Consider the following 26,763-nt stretch of genomic DNA (forward strand, 5'->3'; position numbering starts at 1 on the left):
CTGCAACACCTCAACATCAAAACCTCCAAAATCACACTTCCTCGCCAACTTAATTTCCACCCTAAAAAAAAGCAACTATTCACGTGTCATTTAGATCTCATTCGTACTTAATTCGGAAAACGGTCCATTTTTAGGAAATACATCCGAAGCGCTACCGAACAAGACTCGAAGGAGACTCGAACAAAACCCCCTAAAAATTACAACGTTGTGTCAAGAGCGGTCAACCGAGTTCAGAACCGTTCAATTTGTGTCACCATGTGTCACAGCTATCAGAAACCACCTACAAGATATGCGCTAAAAAATGAGTCCTTTTCTTATAAATAGTCAGATTTGGCGTGGTTTTTTAGGCGGTTTCATCAGATTTAAAATGCACATAAAAAAGAGGGTTAATAGACTCTCATTTTTAAACGCTTTAGTCACCTATAAATCGGCTTTTAAAGAACAGCGAGCTACAGTGCTACCAAATGTCAGATTGACATTTTTAAAAATGAAAAAATGACAAGCATTCTGAAAATTTGACACCAAAACACCTCTTTTTTAAGAAAAATTTTAGAGACTATGAATGTCTTTTCAGTTTGGTATTTTTTTTGTTTTATAGTCATCGAAATCGATAGTGATTTCTAATTTGAAAACATGTTTAATTTAAAATTTTGTAATTATGAGCAATTTAATTAGTGTTCCTAAAAATGGAACTTTATCAGACAGAAATTCAAATCAAAACGTCCCAACCTTATCAAATTGGTTAGACGATATCTTTAATCGCGATCTGCCATCGGTATTTACATCGAACTTTAATACAGGCATCACCTTACCAAAAGTAAATATTAAAGAAACTGCCGATGCTTTTGTTGTTGAGATGGCTGTTCCCGGTCTTAAAAAATCGGATTTCCATATCGATATCGACAATCAGTTGCTTTCTATTTCTACAGAAATCAAGGAGGAAAACGAACACAAAGAAGATAATTATACACGCAGAGAGTTTGGGTATTCGTCTTTTAAAAGAACTTTTACGCTTCCAGAAAGTGTAAACGACGAAAAGATAAATGCCTCCTATTCCGAAGGTATTTTAAGGGTACTACTACCTAAAAAAGAAGAGGCGAAACAAAAGCCTGCGAGAAGTATTAGCATTTCGTAAGTGATGCGCGAATGTATGAGTTAAAGTGTGATGTATAGTTGGAGGCCGTGTGTGTATGCGGTCTCCGCTATATAATAACAGTTGTTAAACCTTTAAAAATTAATGTTATGCCAAGAAAATTTAAATCTGGGGATTGGGTTAAAGTTAAAGGATCACGGACCATCCAAAAAATGCAAGTTTTAAAATATGTCCCTAAAAAAGACGGCTTCCTGGGCAGTATAGACCACGATAATTATTTGGAGTGCGTCTGGTATAAACACGGGGAACGTAAAGTAGCGGTTTTTCATCAAAATAAATTGATTAGAACCTTGGAAACAGGTGGTTTATACAACACCTTTCCTAGACCGCGAAAACGAAGTTTAACCAAAAACTTAAAGACATGAAAGCATATGTTTTATTAGCCATGATGGGCTTACTTACCATGAGTTGCAACGGACAAGAACCTAAAACACAAAAACACGACAACACTGTTGTTGAACAACCTAAAGGCTCTTGGAACGTGAACAAAGAATTCGATGCCGACGGGAATTTAATTAGGTACGATAGTATTTATTCTTGGTCGTCGCACGATAAATTAGACAATCTTTCGGAGGTAGATCGGGATAGTTTGCTCCATCATTTTAAATCTAGATTCTTTACAAACTTTTCGGGCTTTGAAAACGAAGGTTTTGAAGATGTATTTACCGAAGATTCGATTTTTAGTAAGCATTACTTTAATGACGATTTTTTTGGTAGTGATTTTGGAAACGACTTTATGGACATCGACAAGATTAGACAACATATGATGGCGAGACAAAGAGCGTTTTTAGAGAAATATAATGATGCGATTATTAAACCAGAGGACGAAGACTAAGAGTTTTCGTCTTTTTTGTTTTAGAGAGGTTGGTTGTTGTTGGCTTTTGGTTAGTGATAAGATAAGATTCTGAAATGAATTCAGAATGACGGACACTAATACTTCGCAAACAGCCTAAAATTTTACAGTGTTTTCACTTCAGATTTTACGATAAACTTTCGATAGGCCGGGGAATTCACGATTTATGAAAAACCATCATAGTGTATTATTAAATTAAAATAAATTACATTCTAATTGGAGTGTCGTCAACCTGAACTTGATTCAGGTTCTCATAACGATTGGTTAGCAATTTGATAAGATTCTAGAATAAATGATGTTCATTTTTTCCATTGATGAAAAAACGAATCAACCCTTCGACTCCGCTCAAGACAAGAATAATCTAGGCTGACGTAACCTTATCTAAATCTATCGTTCGACACCTAAATTTCAGGAACTCGCGAATTAATTTAAATGTAATGACGACAAACGTTTCGCTCAAACAGCCTGAAATTTTACGGTGACTTCACTTCAGATTTTACGATAATCTTTCGATAGGCCGGGGAATTCACGATTTATGAAAAACCATCATAGTGTATTATTAAATTAAAATAAATTACATTCTGATTGGAGTGTCGTCAACCTGAACTTGATTCAGGTTCTCATAACGATTGGTTAGCAATTTGATAAGATTCTAGAATAAATGATGTTCATTTTTTCCATCGATGAAAAAACGAACCAAAAAAATCTAGGCTGACGAAACCTTATCTAAATCTATCGTTTGACACCTAAATTTCAAGAACTCGCAATAAAAATTATAGATAATAAAAAATATGTCGTGCTCAAACAGCCTGAAATTTTACGGTGTTTTCACTTCAGATTTTACGATAAACTTTCGATAGGCCAGGAAAGGGCGTTTTTAGAAAAGTATAATGAGATTCTGAAATAAGTAATGTTCATTTTTTCCATTGATGAAAAAACGAACCCACCCTTCGACTCCGCTCAGGACAAGAATAATCTAGGCTGACGAAACCTTATCTAAATCTATCGTAATAGGCCGTAAAACGTGTTTAATTATGTCTTAGTTTCCCAAAATGATTGTCATAAAAAAAGCATACAACATCATTTTCTAGACGTTATATGCTTACTATTTATTTTTAGAATAAATAATTTTATTTAGTCCGTTACAAAAACTAAAGCTTTAGAATTATCTATGCTATTGGATACAGAAAACACCATCCGATTTGTTCTTAAGTCTGTTAATTGTAAAGAAAAGGAAGTAGAACTCGCAATATCCTCTGTTATTTTTCCTCGAATCATGGTTACATAAACGCTACCTTCTTCTTCGTAAAAAGTATACTGTGCTTCTGCAATTTCTTCACCGCCATAATAACAACTCTCTGTTCCGCTTACCACCTCTATTTCACCTGCTGTTTTAAATGTATAGGTATCATCAACTAAACAGTCATTTTGCTCACTTAAATTCGTGTCATAATTTCTGTAGTAGGCTTCTAATCGCCATGTTTTAGAGCTGTTGTTATGCAAAATCTCTAAATCGTCTAGGGTGTAATACGACCCAGTAGTTGAATCGTCGTCTGTACTACAGCCTGTAGCCATAATGGATAAAAAAATAAGTGCTATTACTGTTTTTAACGTACTCATAACTATGCTTTCAGATTTTTATAGGTGTTTCTTCTTTTATAGCATGTCCTATTAGCTCACATAAAGGGATAGGACCTATTAAAAATTAAATATATTATTTTTATTCTAGCTGAAAGGCCTTAAAACAATAATCCGCTCTGTTTTTAGAAGATGTGTAATAATTTAACAGGTTTGTTATCACTTAAAGATACCAACATAAAAAAACACACAAAATCAATTTCTAAACGTTGTATACTTGACATCGTAATTAGTCTCTATTAGTTTTGAAGTTAAGATATGATTTTTAGCTCTAAAATTTGTTTGTATTAGTCATTTTATCTGGTTTGCTCTTCGCACACTATAATATTGTTATTCAAATAATTAACCTTTGTGTTTTTGGTAGAAACGGTAGTTTTATTTCTGAATAGAGAGTTTTTTTTGTATATTACTTGTATGAATATTCCAAGCGAAGTAAACGAAATCTTGATTGCCATCATTTTAATTTCTGTTGCGATGACTTTGGTAAGTTACTTAACTAAGCATAGCAGAAATTTTAGAAGCAGTAGAAACAAAAGAGCCAGACACCAGGATCAACCTTTTGATATTGATTTATAATGTTAAACCATATTAGATTGTTTAAAACGCAAGGGTTTTGTCAACCTGAACTGGATTCAGGTTCTCATAACGATTGGTTAGCACTTTGATGAGATTCTGAAATAAATTCAGAATGACGGACACTAATACTTCGCAAACAGCTTCATCTTTTACGAAACTATTTGGATAAGGCCGTATAACGTGTTTAATCATGTCTTTAAAACATAAAAAAAGCATACAACATCAATAACCTGACGTTGTATGCTTGATATAGTACGATCTAATAGCTTTGAAGAAAAAACAGATTTACTTCCCTTCTTTCTATAATCTATTTTGTTTTGCTTTTTAGTTTTTGCTCTATAATTAACCAGGCATAATTAAGAAACACAGACCAAGCACTTAAATTTGGATTGGGTTGTTTCCCTTGTCCGAGGCGCTTAATTTGGGTTTCGTACCAAATGATATTCATAGACCCATCGATGCCTTTTACACCTGTCTTTTTAATGTCTGTATTGAAATTAGGTCGACTGTTGTTAATGATTTCATTTCCCATGTTTGGGAACACAGCAAACGGACGCGCCACACCAATAATATCTAATTGATTAGAGGCTACAGCATCTTGCATTACCGACGTTGTACGGAATCCTCCTGTTAGCATTAAAGGCGTTGTAGTAACTTGTCTTACCTTTTCGATGTAATCCATAAAGTAAGCTTCCCGTTTTATGGTACTATCTTTTTGTTTTCCCATCATCGCTGGTGCTTCGTAAGTTCCTCCAGAAATTTCAATTAAATCCATGCCTTCGTTCGACAAGATTTTAACCACTTCCATAGATTCTTCTTCTGAGAATCCACCCTTCTGAAAATCGGTTGAGTTTAATTTAATTCCGATAGGAAAATCTTTCCCTACACGTGCTCTTATGGTTCTATAGACTTCGACCACAAATCGAGCTCTATTCTCCAAACTTCCTCCCCATTTGTCGGTTCTTACATTCGCTTGTGGCGATAAAAACTGACTCACTAAATACCCATGTGCGCCATGAATCTGAACGCCAGAGAATCCCGCATCTTTTAAAATAGCAGATGTATTCGCAAAGCCCTCAATAATGTCAAGGATTTCTTTTTCGGTTAACGCTTCAGGTATTTTTTTAGTGGCATCTTTTCGACCTCTCGTTTTTAAAGCGACTGCAGAAGGTGCTTTTAAAACACTATTAATTTGCTCCATGGCTTGACGGCCTGGATGATTTAATTGTGCCCATAATTGTGTTTTAGTCCCTTTTACACTTTCTGCCCATCGTGTAAGCATATCCATGTTTTTACGGTCTTGAACCACCACATTTCGAGGTTCTCCAACGGCGTTAGGATCAATCATAATGTTACCGGTAATTAGCAATCCAGCGCCACCTTGAGCCCATACTTTATAAGCATCTATAAGAACCGCAGTGGGCTCCTGATGTTTGTTCGATAAATTTTCACTCATTGCAGATTTAGCAATCCTATTACTTAGGACAGCCCCATTTGGTAAAATCATTTCTTGCTCTAATATATTCATGGACGTGATGCTTTATTGTAGTTGGTGTAATAATTATTCAAAGGTAAATCTAATTCAACCATGGCTTGCATCTCCTGTTTTTATTTATGAAAAGTATATGATTAAGTAAGTGTTGGTGTCTAAATCTAAAAAGAGTGATTTAAACGCTATAATTACAGTTGCTTGGAAAATTCAGCTGGCAATGCACTAACCGATCTAATTTTAATATCTTTATAATAAACCTCTGCACCTTCACTCTGCAGTTGAATTTTCCCTTTGGTTAGCGCCTTAGCCACATCGTCTGTTCCATAAGTCACCGAGTTTTCCAACACCAATACTACTTTTCCATTAACAATATGATAGGCCTTATCGCCCAAGCACACCAAATCAATCTGATTCCAGCCTTCTAATTTTCCGTAGTTCACACTTTTTCTGCAACGTCCGTCCTCTCCTGTTTTAAACTGCTTATAATCGCTGTCTGGATTGTAGATAAAAATATCCCAATCTGAGTTAGGATTTTCTTTCTTTATCGCTCTTATATCGGCACCAGAACCCGCAATGGTGTAGTAATCTCCACAATCTTCTTCTTGAATCTGAAATTCTTGAGACTGCATCCAGCAGTTCCAAAATGCGCCTTGTTCGCCGATGGCATGATACAACACACCGCTATCCATCGGTTTGTCTAAACGCGGTTCGTATTTCTTTTCGCCCCACTTAAACATCAAACTTAAATGATAGTTTTCGTATTCTTTTTTGGTGGTTACTGCCCCGTATATTTCTCCAGAAACTTTCAGCACCGGTTCTCCATCCATTTCAACTGTGGTAAATACGTTTAACGGATCGTTATTTAATCCTAACGGCGTGCCTTCGTCCATACCATTTCCTTTTTCGTACCCTTCAATAGCTACGGTGTGATGCGGAGCTCCAACAAACTCGTCCCACTTGCTCAGTTCTAAATCTAGGAGGTGTTCCCATTTGTCTTTAGTGGGTTCGTCTGAACGCCAAGACGTCATGGAAAGGCAAATTAAAATTACGGCAGTAGCCAAAAGGGTTGGTTTTAAAATAGTTTTCATAAATATCTGTTTGTAATGATGAGTTTATAATGTCTTTCTGTTGATTAGTTTCACGATAATGACGTTGTCTATCCCTTCGAATTCAGGGTTCAATATCAGCCAACTTTTAAAGTCGATTTCGTGAGGCTCGGTATAAATTCCGGTAAGCGGATTAAACCATTGTATTTCTAACTTTTCAGCTTTAGGCAGTCCTTTTATAGCGATTGCACTATTCGCTTTAGGCATGTAGTATACAAATTCGCCGTCCTCGGTATTCGCCAGGCAATAGCCACTAGAACTGTAGCGATCGGTGGGTTGAAGTTTCTGAAAGTTAACTTTATCTAGAAACGCTTGGAAGTATTTATAATATTCAAATTTTGGTTGCACAGTGACCTCCTCGGCAAACGGATCGTAAATAACCACATTCCACGCCATCCCTTGCCAATAATAACTGGTATACGTACCCGCAAAAGCACATTGATAATTACGCTCTACGCCAGAAATGGGATCGCTATAATTACTGTCTAGAAAAATGTCGTATTCACACGCTTCGTAAGCACCATTTTCCAAATTAATAATGGGTTTATTTGGGTATTCGGCTTTTAAATTAAGCATTTTACTATAGATATCTGAATGCCAAAATTGCGCTGAAATGATATCCACTTTCTCCGGATTCGCCTCGCAATAATCGAAATCGTGAACCGTAACCAAGCGGTCGTAAGCATCTAATTTCTTTAGTCGGTCTATACGTTCGGTAATGTAATTGGGGTCGTCGTAACCATAGCGCAGGGCTTCTTTAGAGATATCCCAAATCACGTTGCTTTTCGCCTGATAGCGTTTCACCACATAGTCGAAATACATATTATCGGCCTCGGAATTCGCTTCCGGCCAGTTTACCATTTTATTCCATACGTAAATCATAATATGCGCCACAATGCCCTTCTCTTCTAGTAAGTCGATCACGCGATCGTAATGTTTAAAGAACTCCACATTTAAGGCGGAGTAATCTGGGTTTTCGTTATCGCCTAAAAAAGGAAAAATCTCTTTTTTAGATCCGAAATCCCATTTGGGATCGATGTTTTCGCTCTGTTTCCAATCTAAATCGTAGGCGTAAACATTCATAATAATTTGGTTAAAACCATTATCAGCAATGGCGTCTACTAAGGTTTTTGTTTTGGTAAGATCGGGGTTGCCATAATCTAGAGCGAACAACCAGTCCACCTCATTCGCAACCAAATTATATGGCGAACCGTCTTCGTATATTAATTTCTGAGCATCCGTATCACTCACTTTTATTCCGCCATGAATACCTGCTTTTGCGGGAGACACCTCAATACGGTGTTTAATTCCGTTTAGTTTTTTAAGAGAAGAATTACTTACAGAAGTCCACGTCCCTTCCTGATTCGGATTGAAACGCACCACCCATGCGTTATGGTCGTTGTAAAAGCCAGGCACGGTTATTTGAGAACCATCTGGTGCTTTAAATGTCGCAGATAAGTCGACTTGAAAAGGCTTTTCTATATGTCCTTTTGCGGTAAACGTAATATCGACCGTTTCCCATTTGTGGCCTTGAATTGTTTTTTGGGCATAAGATTGAGACGCTATTGTGAGCAATAGGCATGCGAATAGTAAAAATTTGTTCATGTGGTTTAGTTTGTTTTTGACTGAATTTATGCTGCTGTTTTTAGAATAGAACGTTGGTTCGTATTCAAGGTTTTTAGGAGCAAATTATGCATCTCTAAATATATTCATTTTATAGACTTTAGAGAAATGAAAATATTAAAAAGCGTTTGGTTTTTTTAGATGTTTGGTGATATATTAATAATGTTCATTTTTTCCATTGATAAAAAAACGCCCCCACCCTTCGACTCCGCTCAGGACAAGAAACATCTAGGCTGACGAAACCTGATCTAAATCTATTGTTCGACACCTAAATTTCAGGAACTCGCGAATTCATTCAACTTTAATGACTACATACGTTTCGCTCAAACAGCCTGAAATTTTACGGTGACTTCACTTCAGATTTTACGATAAACTTTCGATAGGCCGGGGAATTACGTTTTCTTTTAAAATTATGAAGCTATTACTAAACCAGAATAGATGACCTGGAACCTTAAAGGTTCGTCAACCTGAACTTGATTCAGGTTCTCATAAGGGTTGGATTTTAGCGTAATGAGATTCTGAAATAAGTAATGTTCATTTTTTCCATTGATGAAAAAACGAACCCACCCTTCGACTCCGCTCAGGACAAGAAACATCTAGGCTGACGAAACCTGATCTAAATCTATTGTTCGACACCTAAATTTCAGGAACTCGCGAATTCATTCAACTTTTATGACTACATACGTTTCGCTCAAACAGCCTGAAATTTTACGGTGACTTCACTTCAAATTTTACGATAAACTTTCGATAGGCCGGGGAATTCACGATTTTTGAAAAACCATCATAGTGTATTATTAAATTAAAATATATTACATTCTAATTGGAGTGTCGTCAACCTGAACTTGATTCAGGTTCTCATAAAGGCTGGCTATTACCATGAAGAGATTCTAGAATAAATGATGTTCATTTTTTCCATCGATGAAAAAACGAACCAACCCTTCGACTCCGCTCAGGACAAGAAACATCTAGGCTGACGAAACCTTATCTAAATCTATCGTTCAACACCTAAATTTCAGGAACTCATTTTCAAGAATGAGTTGTTTTTAGCTTGGATTATTGTTAAAACCAACTTTAATTGAAACCTAATAGACTAAAAAAAAACAATACTATTATTAATAAAATAAAGCTAATACTCCCAAAAACATATTTTCTTTTTTGCTTTATTGTCCAATCTTCAAATTCATTAAAGTATTCTAAATATTGATCGTTTTTAAACACTAAAAAGTAACAAATCAAATAAGAAATAATACCCATCGAAATAAAGAAAAAGGAATTTAAAACTAATTCAGGGGATATAATTTTAACTAAAATAATACCTAAACCTATAAAAGCAAAAGAAATAATTCCTATTAGCGAACCTCCAATAAATCGTGTACCAAATCCATTTTTCTTGTCATTCCAGAAATTATTATACCATTCCGTCGGACTTTCAATACCATCACTTTCTTTCATTCGTTTCTTAACAGATGGAATTTTGAAAAGCAACAACACAGGATTTATTTTATTGAAAAGTAAATGTAATTTCACTTGAATTAAATACAGACAGTAATGTAAAATATTTAAACTTATTTTCATTTTATTCACTTGCGATTATCACGTTGAATATTATATTTATTAATAAGAAACGTTAGGATTAATGAACTAGGAATTTCTCTAAACAACAATATAATTCGAATTGGAATCACATATAACCCCAAATATAATTCAATAAAAAATGATTTATGGTTATTGCTGTTTTTTTCGATATACAAGTAAATTATATTTAAATTGAACGATTTCAGTTTCTACCTCCATTTAAATCTAATGACTACAAGCACCTTTAATCAAAACCAGATACTAGTATTCAGCAAAAAAAAGTCCGTTAATTTAAGGCATTAAATATATTACTTTCTTTTAATAATAAAATCTAATTAAAAAAACTCAAGTAAGAGTCATTAAGGGTACACATTAGAACAGTAAACTCTTTTTGTAAATACAATACAACACTGTTTTATCTAGATTCTATTGCCTTTAAAACAGGCACAAAAAAGAAGCTATCTAAAAACACACAATATAATAATTGTATATTATTAGACAGCCTCATCCTAAATTAATGCTGAGTTACAGCAAAATTAATGCATTGTTAGTTTTTTATTAATTTCAGAGTATTAATGCCATTCGAAGTTTTTATTTGAGCGAAATAAATCCCTGATTGTAAATGCGATCCATTAATACGTGCTTCAGTAGCATTTGGAGCTGAACTTAACACCTTTTTACCAGAAATATCAAATACGTTTATGCCTTCTATATTTATATTTTGCGTTACCACCGTCCAATTGTCCTGAGTTGGATTCGGATACATCTTAAAGCTTACGTGTTCAAAATTCTCTGTTCCTAAAACAGTACCTTCATTTACCGAAAAGTAGATATTATCAAAATAGACAACCTTTGTATTTAAATCTGAATCTGTTCCTAATTTGAATTGTAAAAAATTGGTTTTATTAAACCCTTTACCTTCAAAGAAAGATAATGGCACATTTACCGTTTGCCAAGATCCGAAAACCAGTGTACTATCATTTCCGCTAGGTGTCAATTCATAATTAAATTCTCCACCACCAATCAGAATAAATCGAACTTGATGTCCGCTAACACCTGCATCGCCAACTTCAGCAAAATAATCGAAATGTACCCAGTTATATGCTGAAACATCTGAAGTCGCTTCTGTACCTTCTCCGTAACCTGCGATAGAAAAATCCATTTTTATAGCTTTATCTACTCCTGTTCCAGAATCCAAATCTGGCGTATCTACATAGCTTCCAAACTCATAATCTTTTGCCCACTTATTAGTAAAATCACCAGTATCTCCATAAATACTTAACACTTCACTATCTGAAGTTGTTGGCGTTGGCGCATGACTTGGTAACGTAGTCGCAAACATAACAGTATATACTTTAGTTGTTGTGCCATCAGACGATGTTACGGTTACCATAGCCGCTCCTGGAACGGTAGGAGCTTGCGTTATTACAGCATTCGCTTCACTATTACCTGTAATGGCTTCTGTTATTTGAGGAATTACTGTTGCTCCAATTTGAATGTTATAAATGTAATTTGTCTTACCAGAAGAAAATCCATTAACCGTTGCGCCATCTACTTTTAAATCTATTAAAGATGCATCTTTTAAAGGATCTGCTGCTGTTTTCCAGAAATATAAGTTGTCTAAATATATAGTGCCTCCATTTCCATTATCGAATTTAAACTGGCGCGCCACATTTAAATCACCTGTGATATTAGCAACCGGAATATCAATAGATTTCCACGCTCCTGCACTTGACGAAATAGCATGAGCCATTTCATCTCCAGAACTTATAACAAATACATTAGGAGATTGGTCGTTCGTCCAAATATCTACATGCAGATATTCCATTTCTGAAATATTTTGTGTTGCAAAATCTGTCCCTTGGTAATTAAAGTTCGCATAACTAAGTGTGTTGTTTCCCGCAATAGAAACTTCGGTAGTAACTGTTGCTTGCCCCCAACCTGGATTTATATTAACACCTGCGACAGCTGTGTAAGCATCGCTATAAATAGAAATAACATCGACAGCATTTCTATCTGGCGGTGTTGGTGCGCCGGCTGAAGGCGATTGTGCATAGCCTAAAGACAAGGTTAGCATGGCTAATAATAAAGTAATTTTTCTCATAATACATGGTTTTAGTTAATCGTTTAAGAAATCAATTTTCTCTTATTACAATGTAGCGCTGGCACATTTATAAATTCTCATAATTAAGCACTACAAAAAACATACAACTCAATAAAAACGACTTTTTTTTGACATATTCATGATATTAACCGTGTTTACATGGCTTTATAAGGTGTTCGCACAACAGGTAATTTCGCCCCGTATTTAGCGTATTAAGAGTGTTGTATGGGTGATGTTGTGGTAGTCATTTAACTTGTAGTGGATTGTATCAATTTTAAAATGAAGGTTTTAAACACAGCACGCAAATTAGTAACACATTAGCGACTAGTAATTAAATATTATCGTGTAATACACTTGATATATACGGGAATCCACCACCTCTTTAAGACTCTGATTTAATACTCTTTACACGGAAAAAGGAGTCGATAATTGTCCTTTTTTCCAACTAATAGCACCAGTATTCATTATATTTTAAGATTTACAATGATTCGGTTTATGTATAAGTGAAGCCTAATGCTATAATTTCGAATACCCCAAAATCCAGTACAATTACGTTTGAGGTCAATTTTACTAATCGATATAAAAGAGTGATTACCAAAAACAGAAAACATATGGTAGACTTTAGCCTTTCTATGGACTAGTAAAGACCACTAAGTATTACAACCTTTTTTAGATGCTATAAAGTGAATAAAACGATAAAAATATTGGGTAGATATTGAGTTTGGTAGAAAATTCAAGCCCTCTGAACCTTATTTGTTGGTAAACAAATAGCGTTATAGAATTTAAGAAAGGATATTTATCTAATAAGGAAAAAGAGATTGCAAAAAAAGGAATCAAGATTAGAGCAAATACAAAATCCTAAAAAGTAATAATAGATTTAAAGACATACACAAATGGCTATTTTAGATATAACGTCATCTTGATTTTATGCATTGGTAAATGACTCTGAAGAAAAGAGGATATTATAAAATGAGAATACAAGCAGTACATTAATAAGAAATATACGGAGTTATTAAAACTTTCTTTTTTGACGGATAAAAGGCAATCTACTATAGTATTTTGGTTTTTCATTTTTATCCCATAATCCCCAATATGCACCAACATCGCCTTCTGTTCCCACTTTCCAAGATTCATCAAAAGACGAGAAATAAAACAAATCTATATCGTCTGCTCTAGACCATTCTTGTATGTTTATAAAATATTTAATTGCATTTTCATATGAAGGTTTAGCACCATGAAACCCTAATCCTTGACTTGGCCAACCGGTTTCTGTGATGATAACGTTCTTACCTTGAGCTGCTTTTTTTGCTCTATTAAACATGTCTTTCATATAAATTAAAGCATACTCTTGAGCGCAACCTTCCCAATACGGATAACAATTCGCTAGGATAACATCGCAAGCTTCCGTGATTTTCGGATGGTTTCCAAATTCGTAATAGGCATCGACATATCCCATAGGAATTTCTGGAATGGCCATTTTCACCTGTTTCAAATACACTAAAAGATCCGATTCCGTTAAATCTTTTCGATACAACACTTCATTACCTACGGCAGCAATATCCACACAGTCATTTTTGGCAAGTTTAATTAGTCCTGATATTTCATTTTTATTAATACTCTTATCTTTCCCTAACCACGCACCGACAAGTGTTTTCATACCCAGTTCTTTAGCAATTTCAGGTATTAACTCATTACCATCGGTACACGAAAATGTACGGACCCAATTGGTGTAGGGTTTTAAAATATTTAGACGTCTTCTTATTTGAGCTTCACTAATTTTATCACCTGCTTTCTGACCTTCTTCATAGGCACTAAAGCACACACCATGCATACCTTCTTTTAAAAGACGACGGAATGTATTTTCTAAACCTTTCGTGGTTTTCTTATCATTATTACCACCAGAAAGCGATAAAACATTCTCTTTTCTATAAGACATATTATCGTATGTTTACTTTTTAATCTCGGTTTTACGTAATTCTAACGCTGTTCTAATTTCATTTGCTTTGCCTTCGGTAAGATCATATTTACGCATGACTAAAATCGCAATTAGTGTTCCCAACACTGGTAATCCTGAGAAGAAAAACCGTAATCCAAATATGGCGTTTTCAGACTGAGAACTGGCATCTGCATCGAATCCTATCATCGATAGTATTAATCCACTCAATAAGCCCGCAATAGCAAATCCGAACTTTACCATCCACCAATATATTGCGCCAAAAACACCTTCCCGACGTAATCCTGTATTCAATTCATCTAGATCAATTACATCGGCTGTCATGGACATCATAAGTGTAAATAAACTCCCTATTCCAAAGGCAAAGAATGGCAAGGCCATGATAAACATATAGGGTTTTCCAGGTATAAATAGAAACCAAAGTAAAATATACCCTAAGATTGAAATACTTTGAGATACTAAAAATGCATTCTTCTTCCCCATGACTTTAGACATTCGTGTTACAATTGGAATCACCAAAAATGTGGTTGCCAAAGCACCTAAACTACCAAAAAGCGTAGGCCATATTCCTGCAGCACTAGCATCTCCATTAAATAGATAATAAACGACTATAAAAAACGTAAACGCCGCTACAGTATTAAAAGCATTAAACACTAAAAACGTAGCTACGCATAATTTTCTAAACGGCTTATTTTTAAAAGCTTCTTTAAATCCGTCGATAATACCATTAAAACTATTCCCTATATTTTTCATATTTAAGGGCGCATAATCTTCATTCACTGTAGATTTACTTTTAATAAAAATGGCTGGAATCATAGCGAAAACCATACAGATTACACCTACCCAAACGGCTATACTTCGTGTAGCAATATCTGCGGACTCAAACCAACCTTGATCGTACATAATCACCCAAAACCAAGGTGCAATAACCCAAGCCCATTGTCCGATCCATTGCGCAACGGCCATAATATTTGTACGCTCATGGAAATCGTCGCTCATCTCATACCCCATGGCCACATAAGGCACGCTAAAAATTGTAAGTCCTAAATAAAATATAAAAGACCAAATCATGAAATACATAAAATTATAATCAATACCATCTTCTCTATGCAATTGCCATAAGATTGAAAATGAGATTCCCATTATAATTGCTCCAATAAAAACATACTGTCTACGACGTCCCCATTTAGATTTCGTGTTATCTGAAATAAACCCCATAATTGGATCTGTAATCGAATCGAAAATTCGAGGCAAAAAGAAAATCACACCCCACATCCATCCTGGAAATCCTAAATCTTGTACCAATACAACCATAAAAATTCCCATTGCAGCTGGAAACATTTGATTCGCGAGCATACCAATTCCGAATGCTACTTTTTGACCGAATGGAACTTTATTTATATTAGACATTTTGCTGGTTTATTTTAATTAGTTAAATACTTACTGAACCTTTAATATTACTCAGTAATCATTACTGTTTGAATGGCTTGTGCATCAATTGAAAATTCTACTGTATTTTCATGTAATGTTAAGCTGATATTTTTTGGAGTTTTTGTTTCATTAAACAGGACTACAGCAATAGAACCATCAGGATTTTTTACAGATGACACCATTAATGAGTCGTCTGAATTTTCGACACCGATAACCGCTGCTCCTGGACGCATATATTTACTAAAATGTGCCATGGTATAATACAACGGAGTAAAATAAACTTCGTCCGCATCCGGATCTACAATAACTGGAGCTACGCACCAATTTTCAAACCAATTTGGTCCGCCCTGACGGTCTAAAACCATGTTCCAATCTACCCAACCGTCTACCCAATTATTTAGGCAACCAATAATATCTCTTGCGTATCTATTTACAGGTGCATATTTTGGATGTAAATGTTTGTCTTCTGGTGCAGCCCAATCATATCCCCAATCTGTAGCTTCTTTTTTCCAATACCAAGCATCATCTTGCCAAACAGGAACTTGAGAATCTATACACCCTTCCGTTTCAATTAAAAGTTTATTTGGCGCTTTGTTATGCGCATATTGCAAGGCTTCAGGGAAAACTTCATAAGTACTTTCGTACCAATGAATCGCTGTCCCGTCAAAATATTTAGACGAGGATTCGCTTCGATACATTTCGTCTACCCATTCATCTAAACCTGCTCTATTCTGATCGTAACCTAAAATAATTTTATCACCATATCCGTCTTTCTCTAATTTCGGACCTAAATGAAACTCCACAAAATCTGTCATTTCTTTAGGCGAGAAATGCATACTTTCCCAATTATTACCATTGCCATGAGGTTCATTTTCTACTGTGAATCCCCAAATATCAATACCTTCAGCTTTATACGCATCTAAATATTTGGAGAAGAATAAAGACCATGTATCATAGTATTCAGGAAGCAATTTACCACCAACCCATTTGGTATTGTCTTTCATCCAAGGTGCAGCAGTCCATGGCGATGCGAATATTTTAAATCCGTCTTCAGATACATCCAAAGCATCTTTTATCATCGGAATTAAATCATCCATATCTTCTTCAATAGTGAAATGCTCTAAATCTTTATCGCCTTCTACTGGAGAATATGAATAGTTAGTAAGAGAAAAATCACATGAATTCATATGCGTTCTCGTTAACGAATAATTCGCGCCATCTTTAGCGAAATAAGCTTGTAAAATTGTATCTCGATTCGCTTTACTTAATTTATTTAACAAGTAAGCTGAAGACTCTGTGAATGCACCACCAAACCCAGTGATTGTTTGAAATGTTTGGTCAGGAGATAGTTTAATTGTAACAGAATCTTTAGCAGCAACAAATGACTCTAACTTTGTTAAACTATTACCTTTTTCAGAGGTTTCATAGACTTCAAATGTCATGCTATTTGCGGTTTTTCTTTTGGTTTGTTCGGTTTTACAACTCGTTAATGCGATCATCATTAAAAAAATTGCGACGTAGTTTCGTTTGCTCATATCTAATTATTTTATCTGATTGTATTTGGTTTTAACAACATTAAAAGTTTCTTTTTTATTTCTGTTGATATCTACTATTCCCCAATATTCTTCATTGGGAGAACCATCGTAAGGCACACCACTACTTTTTGGTGCCCATCCACCAATATCTTGTTTTTCGGGATTCCCTGCCTTCCACCAACCATCGGTAAACGAAAACAGAGTAACACCTGCACACTGATCAATATTTGCAATGATTTTATCTAGAATCATAGCATTTGCTTGTGCTTGTGCTGACTCATTTTCTCCTTGCTGAAATCCGTCGCTTTCAATAGTCATATAACTATCGCCTCCTGCTTCAGAGATATACATGGGCTTGTCACTTTTTGCTGCCCATTGCGCAAATATTTCCTCTGGATTATCCCATCGGTACACATTCATCCCCCAAACATCTATATTAGGTGATAGTGAAAGTGCGGTATCGTCTGGTAATTCGCCATGAGCCGTTGCCACAGGGTGATTTTTATCGTTTTTATGAATTAAATCTGCTGCAGCATTCATGTCTATGTACCAGTTTTTCACATCGCCATCAAACCATTCTGGGTGATAATTATATTCATTACCCAATTCCCACATGAGGATGGCAGGATGATTTTTATAGGTATTTACATAGTCTATAAAACTCCCTGAATACACATCGAAAAACCCTTTTTGATCGTAGCCAAAACCAATAATGACTTTAATACCTGCCTCGGCAATGGCATCTAAAACGGCTTTATCATCTATAGGTGCATACGTCCGAATCGTGTTTATTCCAGCATCCTGCATTAAAGCTAAATCCTGACTTAAGGTCTTAAAATCTCTTTGTTCTGAGCCTTGTGGTACCGGATGATAACAAATGCCTTTAATGGTATATTTTGAATCATTCACATAAATATGTGCTCCAGAAACAGAAACCAAATCCGCTGTCGTTGTGCTTTCACAAGACACAACAGAGACGATAATTAGTAATAAAACGATGATATATTTCATAACTTTTAGTTTTTAATTGGTGGTACAACTACGGTTTTCATTAAAACGTCTTTATTTCCTCCGAAAGTTTTTGTGATAGGCTTACCATGTCTAGTTAACCCTTTAAAAGCGCCTTGATCTACTAAGTCCCACAAGGCATATTTTGCTTCGCCCTGTAAGTTTATAAGTCCGAAATGATTTTCAGACCCTAACAGATTATTGGCATCTTTCCACTGCTCGTCGAAAGCTTCAAAAAAGAAACAAGACATTCCGTTTTCGTTGGTCCACTCTCGCATAGATTTATAGTACACCCCTTCTTTATATTCGTCTGTGGCCTTAGAACCAGTATCACCATACAATGCGTTAGACTGACTAGCCCACCCTGTTTCACCAATATGAATTGGTTTTTTTACGCCTAAACTGGTCATGTAATTGTATACACTATCGTATTGAGAAATAGCATAGGTTTTTGCGCGTACCATAGCCGCATCAATCTTTTCTACATCATCTAAATCAGCTTCATTTTCTTCAACACCCCAAAACACAGGATGATAATGTGTATCGTGCATCGGATAGGTATGCATGGAAATATAATCGACGGCTTTAATCAATTGGTTTAAATCTTCGGTATGATATTCGGCATCGCCTCCACCCCAAGATGCAAAATTGTCTGAGCTTGTAATCCATACATCTTTTGGCAATTCACCCGACTGTTTCAAGTCCTGTAAATGATTCACCCATTTTAGAATCACACCTGGTTGTACATAATAACTCGTCGCCCATTTTACCATAGCTTCATTACCCACAGCAATAATTTTCACGATATCTGGATACGTTTTTGTTAACCGAACAGCCGTTTCTATCTCAACAGCATTACGCTCACTTTCTAGATTATGATCCGGTTCTCCGTTGGAGGAATTAAATGCATTTTTACAATCAATCCAAGCGCCAAGCATCACATACATTTCAAAGCTTGGGTCTGCTGTTTTTAATTCACTAATCGCTTTTAAAAGATTAGCCGCCTGATCTAAATGCACATTATAGGTTCGTAATACTTTTATTCCCATAGCCGAAAGAATCCTCATATCATCCTTTAATTCGGGAATAGTAGGTTGAATATCTCGCGTGTTTTCACGATAACCGCCGTAAGAAATAGCTAGGTATTTTGGATTTCCTAAAATATCTGCTGCTGTTTTTTCTTTTGCATTCTGAGATTTATCGTTACATCCTAACATCATAAATACTATAAAAAGTGTTATATAGGTTTTTAGTTTAACCATGCGCTATTACTTGTTTACAAAAACTATGATATGATTGACATGTCCGTTACGTTCAAAAATAGATTTAGAAACTATTTCGTCTAAAGTATTTCCTTCATATGAAAGCTTTGTATTGTCGTTAAAAACAACTTCGATATCTGTTGTCTTTGCGCGTTTATAAATCACAGGAACTTGACAATGGGTAAAACCTAATTCACCTGCTTGAAGTTCTAAAACCTGATTGTCTTTCTGAATGTTGGTAAAACGAAATGTTGCAGGAACCTGTAAAAACTCTTTGGTTTGTAATAATCGTGGATTAAACACAATTTTCCCAGCTTCAACGTACACTCCTAATTCTCCGCTTCTACTCAACACATCTTCCTTAACTTGCCCTGTCATTCCTGGTTGTTGTGCGCCTTTGGTAGCTGGAGTATGCGAATATGGATCTGTTGGAAATGCGCCATATAATTCTGGTGATTTATGTACTCCAATTCCAGCATTGATTTCGTAATAATGATCTAATAAACGTCCGATAACAGCATCAGATTCTTTATGTTCTATCGCCAATAAACATGTCTCTTGAACCGCTAATAATAGTTTAGAAACCATATGCCAATAAATAGAGCCTAAACCTTCGTAACCAAAGAAGGTTCCTGAACGCCCAGTGAAGGATTTATGATCGAAAATATCTTCGAATATCTGTAAAACTTCTGTTTTGTCTTCATCGACTAATACTTTATAGTTTTCACCTAAATCGGCTAATGCGGCATTTAAACTTTTTGCATTATTGAAATTACTATTAAAGTGATAGTTCCCTAAAAAGTCTTGTTCAATAACCTGTCTATTTCCATCGTGAACCAGCATTTTTAATAATTTAGATTGCTCTACCTTTTCTGAAGGAATATTATTTTTCTGATCAAATCGCGCTAAGTCCTTATTCGGATACAAGATATAACTGTATTGATCTTCTCTAAACAGTGCACTGTGCTTTAAACTATCGAGTAAACTCAAAGCTTGTGTTGCCGAAAGATATCCTGAACTCAATACAGCAACTTGACCTTCTAGCATTTCTGACAAATATGAAATAGACACCTCAGCGTCATTTTCAATAGTCATTAAATTGTAGGCATGATACATATTATCTTCGCGTTTATTGGCATCGATACTATGCTCTAAATATGTGGTGGTAATTGAAATAAAATCTAATAATTCTGATTTACTTATAGAGGATTTCTGACTAGAAAAACTTGAGTCATAAATGGTTTCTCTAAACATACTTCCCGCTGTCCCTAAACCGTCTAAAACGGTTTTTCTATTTTGATCTGTTACACCGGCTTTAAGAATACCTTTGTTTTCTTCTAAAGTTGAAACTACTGAACTGAAGAACATCACTAACTCTTCCGAAATATCTGTTTGCTCTACGTCCGATTTCTCAACCAAATCTTTAAAAAACCCTAAGAAACGTCTTAAATAATACAACGTAACCATAGACACACCATTTCCTACCAAAGCATTGTTGGCATCGTTCCATTCTGGACGTTGTGTATTTAACCATATACCACCTTCAGGAATAAAATTAGACACCTTAGCCAACACTGTAGCAAGCAACTTTTCTATTAAATTAACACGGTAAATATTGGCATTTTTATCAGTTAACAAAGCACCGTCTGCTCCTAATTCAGCTCGTTTTTCATCTATAGTTGCATTGAGTTTATGATCGAAATCTATAGTGTCTTTCGGATTTTCTAAAATATCTGAATAGCTCTTGATTTTATAAGGCACGTTAGCATATACAAACACGTCTTGATTGAAGCGTTTTGCTAATGTTCCCGGATAATAATCTTCGATACATTCTAAGAATTTTAATAAGTAAATAATCTGATGATCTCCCCAATACCCAATGTAAGACCACGGATCGTTTTCTTCGATCACTTCCCAATCGAAACCATCTTTAGTCACGCGGTATGGATTATATCCTTCGAAAGTGGTCGCGTTTAAGAATTTATGAATCATTCCTTCCAGAAACTCGGGATAAGCATGCGATAAGGCTTCCCAATTTTGGAAAATATCACGCCAATTTCCTTCGTAATCTAAAATTTTAGATCCGTCTACTTCACTCTGCGTATTAATAGAAAAACGGTTCCAAGGTCTACTTGGATCGCCATGTCTTCTACTAAATTTAAGTGGTAAATATTCTAAGCATAGGCGTTTAAAATCACGATCCTCGCTAGATTCTGCTAGCTGTTTTATGTCGTCCAACAAGAATATTGCTGGTAATTTTTTTATAATGTTTTCATTCTGTCTGAAAACAATTGTATTTGCTTTTGATAGATATGTAACGAAATCGTCTTTCTCTATCTGATAATTATCGTCGAAAATCCCACCACGCATGATATTAAATAAGGTGTTAGAAAAATGTCTCATGTTGGTAAGTGGGTCTGCAGTCACTTGTAATCCATCTGCGGCGCCAGACAATTCTATTAAGCGTTTTGTTCCGGCATCAATATCTTTTTGAATGACATTTGCCATGTCTGCCTCATTTTTAAGACGTTCAGAAATTTTAACTACATCTGAAATAGATTGATTTACATTGGCTACAAACATCCAACGCGCTTCTATTTTTGGTTCTAACTTTAAATCTGAAACAATAAAGTATGCCCCTTTTTCTGCTTTCACATCAACTTCTTGTGTAATAACTTCATGTTTTCTGAAGGCATCTAGTTGCCTTGAAGACAATAAATGTGTTGGATTATCTAATCCTGAAGACCATACTATATTTGCTTTTAAAGCTTCACTAGGCTCGGCTTTATCTACAATGACTGCACTTAAGGCGTAAATCCCTAAACCAACTTCGGTTTGCAGTTCACTTTTCTTATACGCATCAACCAAATTACTTCTACTATTTTGTAATTCTGAAGTCACTCCAGAAGGTAAAATATTTTGTAACCCATCTAATACGGTAACATTAATTGTGTTCTTTGAATGATTTTCTACTGTAGATTCTTTAACAAATCCAAACTGATTACTAGAATTCCATTGATATCTAAACGTGAGTTTTAAATCGTGATTAATCTCTTCGAAAACAACTTTATTTCCGTAGCTATTCTTGTATAGATTTCTTGTGGTATTATATAATCCCGTCTGTCTTTCGGAAAACGGTTCCCAAATAATAGATTGTCCTTTTATATGAATTTGAAGAATGGTTTTACTTCCTGTGATGTCGGCTAACTCGGTAATTTTGTCATCGGTATAATACGGAAACAACGACGATTCTGCATTTTTTCGCCCTGCTGTTAATCCGCCATTACTAGAAATAAACATCCAATGGTTAGAATCGCTAACAATGCTCATAAAAAATGGACGCATGCTATCGCTATTCGAAATTTTATAATATGTTTCGCCATTAAGAGTTACTAATTTCGTGTCTGAACTATTAGTATTTGAGCTGTTGTATTTTTGTGATTCTTTATGCATCGTATTTTTCATTAATCTTAAATTATATTGGTACTCTTTAAAAATTTAAACACCATTTAGCGCTATAAATCAAACCACCGTGTTCTGTTGTTTATTTAAAGACTGCTTACTTTGGTTAAAATTTTGTTTTGGTATAATTGTTTTGTTTCTATAAGGGCAGTTTATCTAACATAACTGCCCCTAAAAACAAACTACAAACAATATTATTGGTAAACTCTTACGTAATCAATTTCCATTGAATCGCTAGTAAAATCAGGGTCAATATCACCTCCTAAACTTCCGCCCATGGCCACGTTTAAAATCATAAAGAATTCTTTATCATAGAATGGTAATGCTTCACTATTATCTAGTTTGACCACTTGAATATTATCGACTAAAATGATTAAATGTTCTTCTGTCCATTCTAGTGTATATAAATGAAATTCTGATGCCATATTAGTGACCTCTAAAGTTTCACCATAACTCGCTTTGGCATTGGTAGAAGTTTCAAACCAATGGAACGTACCTAAAGAAGTGTTTTTGTCCCCACCTGTTTGTTCCATGATATCTATTTCTCCACATAATGGCCATCCCACGGTTTCAAAATTAGAACCTAACATCCAAATCGCCGGCCATGTGCCTTGAACACCTGGTAATTTTGCTTTGGCTTCGATACGCCCGTATTTAAACGACTTTAATCCTTCAGATTTTAGTCTTGAAGACGTATAAGTACTTCCGTCCTTTCTGGCTGTGATTTTAAGTATTCCATCTGCAACGATAACATTACTAGCATCGTCTGTATAGGTTTGGACTTCTTGGTTTCCCCATCCGCCTGCACCTAAATCGTAGGTCCAGTTTGTAGCATCTGGTGCACCATCGGTATCAAATTCATCTGACCATACTAAGTCATTAAATTCTGATTCAAAATCAACTTCACCTTCAACAGGCTTACTAGAAGTAAATACTTGGTACCAAGCCCCAAATCCAGGTTGAATGATTCTTACGTGTAATGTATTCTCTGTTACTGAAATAATATCGTAAGAACTCGCACCTACATACCATCCCATAAATCCGTCATCAGAAATTTCAAAAGCCGTTCCTCTATAAGGTTCGTCGTTATAACTTCCTTCTACAGCTGCTTTTGAAGTTGATGGTAAAAAAGAAACCTTTTTAACTCCAAACATTCCGGTCGCTACTGTTTCATCGTAACACGTATCTCCAGATATTCCAAGTTCATCTGCATAAGCACCAGGAACAAAAGCGGGTCCAACGGTTTGTTCAAACGTTAATCCTTCTGTAGTACGTGTAAACACAAACTCATTGGTATACATACAATACTTTTCTTCATCCCAAGCTTGAATAGCATTCCACCACGCTTCGTAAGCAAATTCTCCATTACCATAATCTTCTTCAATAGGTCCTAAACCAACATGTAAAGGTATATTCGCTGCCCAATACCACGTTTTAGAATCTCCAACAAGTTCTCCTGCCATTAAGTTTTCTGCATCAACATCAGAGAATGAGCTAAACACTTCTACATCCATAGCTGTACTCGATTTAACACCACCTGTACCAACCGCATTAACGACTACGGTATAGGTATTAATACCGGTATTAGTAAATCGGTGTTCGGTTACCCCAGACGGCGCAACCCCCGTTTTTCCATCGCCAAAATCAAATTGATATGTAATTTCGTTATTGGCTGTAGATGTAAAAACTACAATTCCACTTCCATCACCGTAAGGATTATCGGTATCTACTCCCATTATTTCTGCAGATATAGTCACTGCAGATGGCGCAATAATTTCACCTATGGACACATCGTCTTCCTGGCAGCTTGTAAGCAAAAAGGTAAACGAAAGAAAAAGTCCTATATAATATTTTATGTTCTTCATAATTTTTAGTTTTTTAGATTCTTACCAATTTATATTGCCAGAATGTACCTGAACCTGTTCCTGTTTCGACAGCGACACTAATAGTATTATTATCTATAAATGTGACATTGTAGGTTATAGCATCTGGTGCATCTGCAGCATTAGAAAGTTCCCCTTCATTATTTGCTTTTGCTAGTCCTATAAATGATCCTTTACCATTAATGGTTAATACACCGCCACTATACGTGTAGGTCGCCGCAATAGACCCGTCGAATGGCGCTATTGGTGTACCGCATCCATCGGTTCCACCTAACCAAGATTCTAACCAAGTCGATCCGCCAAATTCATTTTTAAAAGTACCATCTGCTCCAAATACATAAGCATCATCGTAATAACATGCACGTTCTGTAACACAAGCATCGTCGCAATTCCACCAAGACACATCGCCTACACTTGGACCAACACCTAACGAACCTGCGTCTTGAGACATTTGCCAAGTTCCTGTTAATGGCGAGCTCACGACACCTTCTCTAACCAAAGTAAACTGCCAGAATGTACCTGAACCTGTTCCGGTTTCAATACTTACTTGTATTGTATTTGGATCTGAGAATGCTGCGCTATATGTAATTGAATCTGGAGCGTCTGCAGGACTTGTTAATTCTCCTGAATTTGTTCCTTTTGACAGTCCTATAAAAGCACCTTTTCCATTAAGTGTAATAGAATTTATATCTTCATTATAGACATAAGTTGCTGCGTTAGATCCGTCGTGCGGTGCAACTGGTACGCCACAACTATCAGATCCGCCTTGCCAAGATTCTACCCAAGTGGCATCACCCATTACATTTTTAAATGTACCGTCTGCGCTAAACACATAGGTATCGTCGTAATAACATGCACGATCTGTAACACAATCTGCATCACAATTCCACCATGTAATATCTCCTACTGCTGGACCAACACCAAGTGAACCTGCGGCTGAAGACAATTTCCATGTTCCAACTAAACCAGTATCAATTCCTGAAGGCACTTTATAAAAGAATAGGTTGTCGATAAATATTGTACCACTTCCAGAAGGCAACCCCTCTAATTTAAACTGAATTGTATTTGAAAAATCTAATGATCCATTTGCAGCTGTAAACACTGATAACGGAATTTCGAAAGATGTCCATTCGTCTTGTTTTAATTCAAGTTCGTAAGACGTTTCACTTGTTGCCCCATCTGCTGCTGCAGTAATAGGAAAAAGTAAAGCATTAAAATCGGCTTCGGCTGTCCATACATCGATGTGGACAAATTCCATTGCTGAAGCATTAACCGGAGCGCCGCTAAAATCGATACCTTGATAGGTAATATCTCCATATTGAATGGTGTTATTCCCTCCAACTTGAATTTCTGTATATGTAGTCGATTGTCCCCAATTTGGATTATAATCTATAGACTCTGGATTTGTATATGAATCACTGTATATTGAAATCACATCGGCTTGCGCTCTAATTGGCACTGGAGCCGCTTCTAATGGCTGAAGAATTGCAGTCACCACAAACGCTTCTGAATATTCTGTAGTTTCTGCCGCCGCACTCATGGCAACCACTTTAATAGTATACGTTCCTGCGTCTTCATATTGGTATGAAATCGTTTCATCTACATTTAATGGCATAGGATCTGCTGCATCATCTTCTCCAAAATACACCTCAAAACCTGTAGCGAAATCTGCAGTTGCAGATATATTGACTTGTTTAGAAATCGCTGGATCATTTTCGATAGTGACAACTAAATTTTCAGGCGTTTTAAACGACACCACGACACTTTGACTCGCTTCGGTTGTTAAACCGTTTAACGATATAGCTGTTATGGTCGCTTCGTAAGTACCTTCTGCATACACGTGCATTGCTCCTTTCCCAGGAGTAATATTGACTTCCTTTTCGGAGCCATCTCCAAAACTCACATCGTAACTCACGGCACCTTCTGCTAATGGCGTTATGGTTACCAAACCTGTATTATCTTGAGTCACACGAACAGAGGCCGATACATTTGTAGGCGCTGCAATCGCATTAACATAATCGGTATTATCGTCTTCAGAACAACCAATTGCGATAAGCGCAATAACCGCTAAACTGAATGCGTATTTTATAAATTTCATCATAGTTTCT

General features: G+C 35.8%; 17 protein-coding genes. 3 read left to right on the forward strand and 14 right to left on the reverse strand.

Translation table 11 applies throughout. The features are described 5' to 3' along the window. Window positions 1-658 precede the first annotated feature (658 nt). The 3 genes from ACFFVB_RS12765 (at window position 659) to ACFFVB_RS12775 (ending at window position 1,988) form a co-directional block, all read left to right on the forward strand. Window positions 659-1,135: an Hsp20/alpha crystallin family protein gene (locus tag ACFFVB_RS12765; RefSeq protein ID WP_382383310.1), complete on the forward strand. Its 477-nt coding sequence runs from the start codon at window positions 659-661 to the stop codon at window positions 1,133-1,135. A gap of 107 nt (window positions 1,136-1,242) precedes the next feature. Next, a complete protein-coding gene (locus ACFFVB_RS12770; RefSeq protein WP_382383311.1) occupies window positions 1,243-1,518 on the forward strand; it encodes a YodC family protein in 276 nt (91 codons plus the stop codon). Then, window positions 1,515-1,988 carry a hypothetical protein gene (locus ACFFVB_RS12775; protein ID WP_382383312.1) on the forward strand — a complete coding sequence of 158 codons (474 nt, stop codon included), beginning with the start codon at window positions 1,515-1,517 and terminating at the stop codon, window positions 1,986-1,988. Before ACFFVB_RS12770 ends, ACFFVB_RS12775 begins: the two co-directional genes overlap by 4 nt. A gap of 1,152 nt (window positions 1,989-3,140) precedes the next feature. On the opposite strand, the gene ACFFVB_RS12780 is transcribed toward ACFFVB_RS12775, so the two are convergent. The 14 genes from ACFFVB_RS12780 to ACFFVB_RS12845 all read right to left on the reverse strand — a co-directional run bounded on the left by ACFFVB_RS12780 (window position 3,141) and on the right by ACFFVB_RS12845 (window position 26,756). Continuing rightward, window positions 3,141-3,626 (reverse strand): hypothetical protein, encoded by a 486-nt coding sequence (locus tag ACFFVB_RS12780; protein WP_382383314.1) that lies wholly within the window; start codon window positions 3,624-3,626, stop codon window positions 3,141-3,143. Window positions 3,627-4,527: 901 nt separating this feature from the next. Continuing rightward, entirely contained in the window at window positions 4,528-5,748 is a 1,221-nt protein-coding gene (locus tag ACFFVB_RS12785; protein WP_382383316.1) for an NADH:flavin oxidoreductase/NADH oxidase family protein, read from the reverse strand. A 152-nt stretch (window positions 5,749-5,900) separates the two neighbouring features. After that, window positions 5,901-6,800: a 3-keto-disaccharide hydrolase gene (locus ACFFVB_RS12790; protein ID WP_382383318.1), complete on the reverse strand. Its 900-nt coding sequence runs from the start codon at window positions 6,798-6,800 to the stop codon at window positions 5,901-5,903. Between the two features lie 24 nt (window positions 6,801-6,824). Continuing rightward, window positions 6,825-8,423, reverse strand: a complete 1,599-nt coding sequence (locus ACFFVB_RS12795) for an apiosidase-like domain-containing protein (RefSeq protein WP_382383320.1) — start codon at window positions 8,421-8,423, stop codon at window positions 6,825-6,827. Between the two features lie 1,089 nt (window positions 8,424-9,512). Continuing rightward, window positions 9,513-10,016, reverse strand: a complete 504-nt coding sequence (locus ACFFVB_RS12800) for a hypothetical protein (protein WP_382383322.1) — start codon at window positions 10,014-10,016, stop codon at window positions 9,513-9,515. Between the two features lie 547 nt (window positions 10,017-10,563). After that, a complete protein-coding gene (locus ACFFVB_RS12805) occupies window positions 10,564-12,120 on the reverse strand; it encodes a T9SS type A sorting domain-containing protein (RefSeq protein ID WP_382383324.1) in 1,557 nt (518 codons plus the stop codon). Between the two features lie 1,012 nt (window positions 12,121-13,132). After that, window positions 13,133-14,056: a glycoside hydrolase family 17 protein gene (locus ACFFVB_RS12810; RefSeq protein ID WP_382383325.1), complete on the reverse strand. Its 924-nt coding sequence runs from the start codon at window positions 14,054-14,056 to the stop codon at window positions 13,133-13,135. A gap of 12 nt (window positions 14,057-14,068) precedes the next feature. Next, window positions 14,069-15,484: an MFS transporter gene (locus ACFFVB_RS12815; RefSeq protein WP_382383326.1), complete on the reverse strand. Its 1,416-nt coding sequence runs from the start codon at window positions 15,482-15,484 to the stop codon at window positions 14,069-14,071. Window positions 15,485-15,531: 47 nt separating this feature from the next. Then, a complete protein-coding gene (locus tag ACFFVB_RS12820) occupies window positions 15,532-16,947 on the reverse strand; it encodes a glycoside hydrolase family 30 protein (protein ID WP_382383869.1) in 1,416 nt (471 codons plus the stop codon). A 99-nt stretch (window positions 16,948-17,046) separates the two neighbouring features. Continuing rightward, window positions 17,047-18,051: a glycoside hydrolase family 2 TIM barrel-domain containing protein gene (locus ACFFVB_RS12825; RefSeq protein ID WP_382383328.1), complete on the reverse strand. Its 1,005-nt coding sequence runs from the start codon at window positions 18,049-18,051 to the stop codon at window positions 17,047-17,049. Window positions 18,052-18,056: 5 nt separating this feature from the next. Beyond that, window positions 18,057-19,310, reverse strand: coding sequence for a glycosyl hydrolase family 17 protein (locus ACFFVB_RS12830; protein WP_382383330.1), 1,254 nt, complete (start codon window positions 19,308-19,310; stop codon window positions 18,057-18,059). A 6-nt stretch (window positions 19,311-19,316) separates the two neighbouring features. Next, window positions 19,317-22,763 (reverse strand): 1,3-beta-D-glucan phosphorylase, GH149 family, encoded by a 3,447-nt coding sequence (locus ACFFVB_RS12835; protein ID WP_382383871.1) that lies wholly within the window; start codon window positions 22,761-22,763, stop codon window positions 19,317-19,319. Between the two features lie 203 nt (window positions 22,764-22,966). Beyond that, window positions 22,967-24,637 carry a glycoside hydrolase family 16 protein gene (locus ACFFVB_RS12840; RefSeq protein ID WP_382383331.1) on the reverse strand — a complete coding sequence of 557 codons (1,671 nt, stop codon included), beginning with the start codon at window positions 24,635-24,637 and terminating at the stop codon, window positions 22,967-22,969. A 13-nt stretch (window positions 24,638-24,650) separates the two neighbouring features. After that, window positions 24,651-26,756 carry a hypothetical protein gene (locus ACFFVB_RS12845; protein ID WP_382383332.1) on the reverse strand — a complete coding sequence of 702 codons (2,106 nt, stop codon included), beginning with the start codon at window positions 26,754-26,756 and terminating at the stop codon, window positions 24,651-24,653. Between the last annotated feature and the right edge of the window lie 7 nt (window positions 26,757-26,763).

Origin of the sequence: Formosa undariae (genome assembly GCF_042427615.1) — a bacterium.
GTDB classification, from domain to species: domain Bacteria; phylum Bacteroidota; class Bacteroidia; order Flavobacteriales; family Flavobacteriaceae; genus Formosa; species Formosa undariae.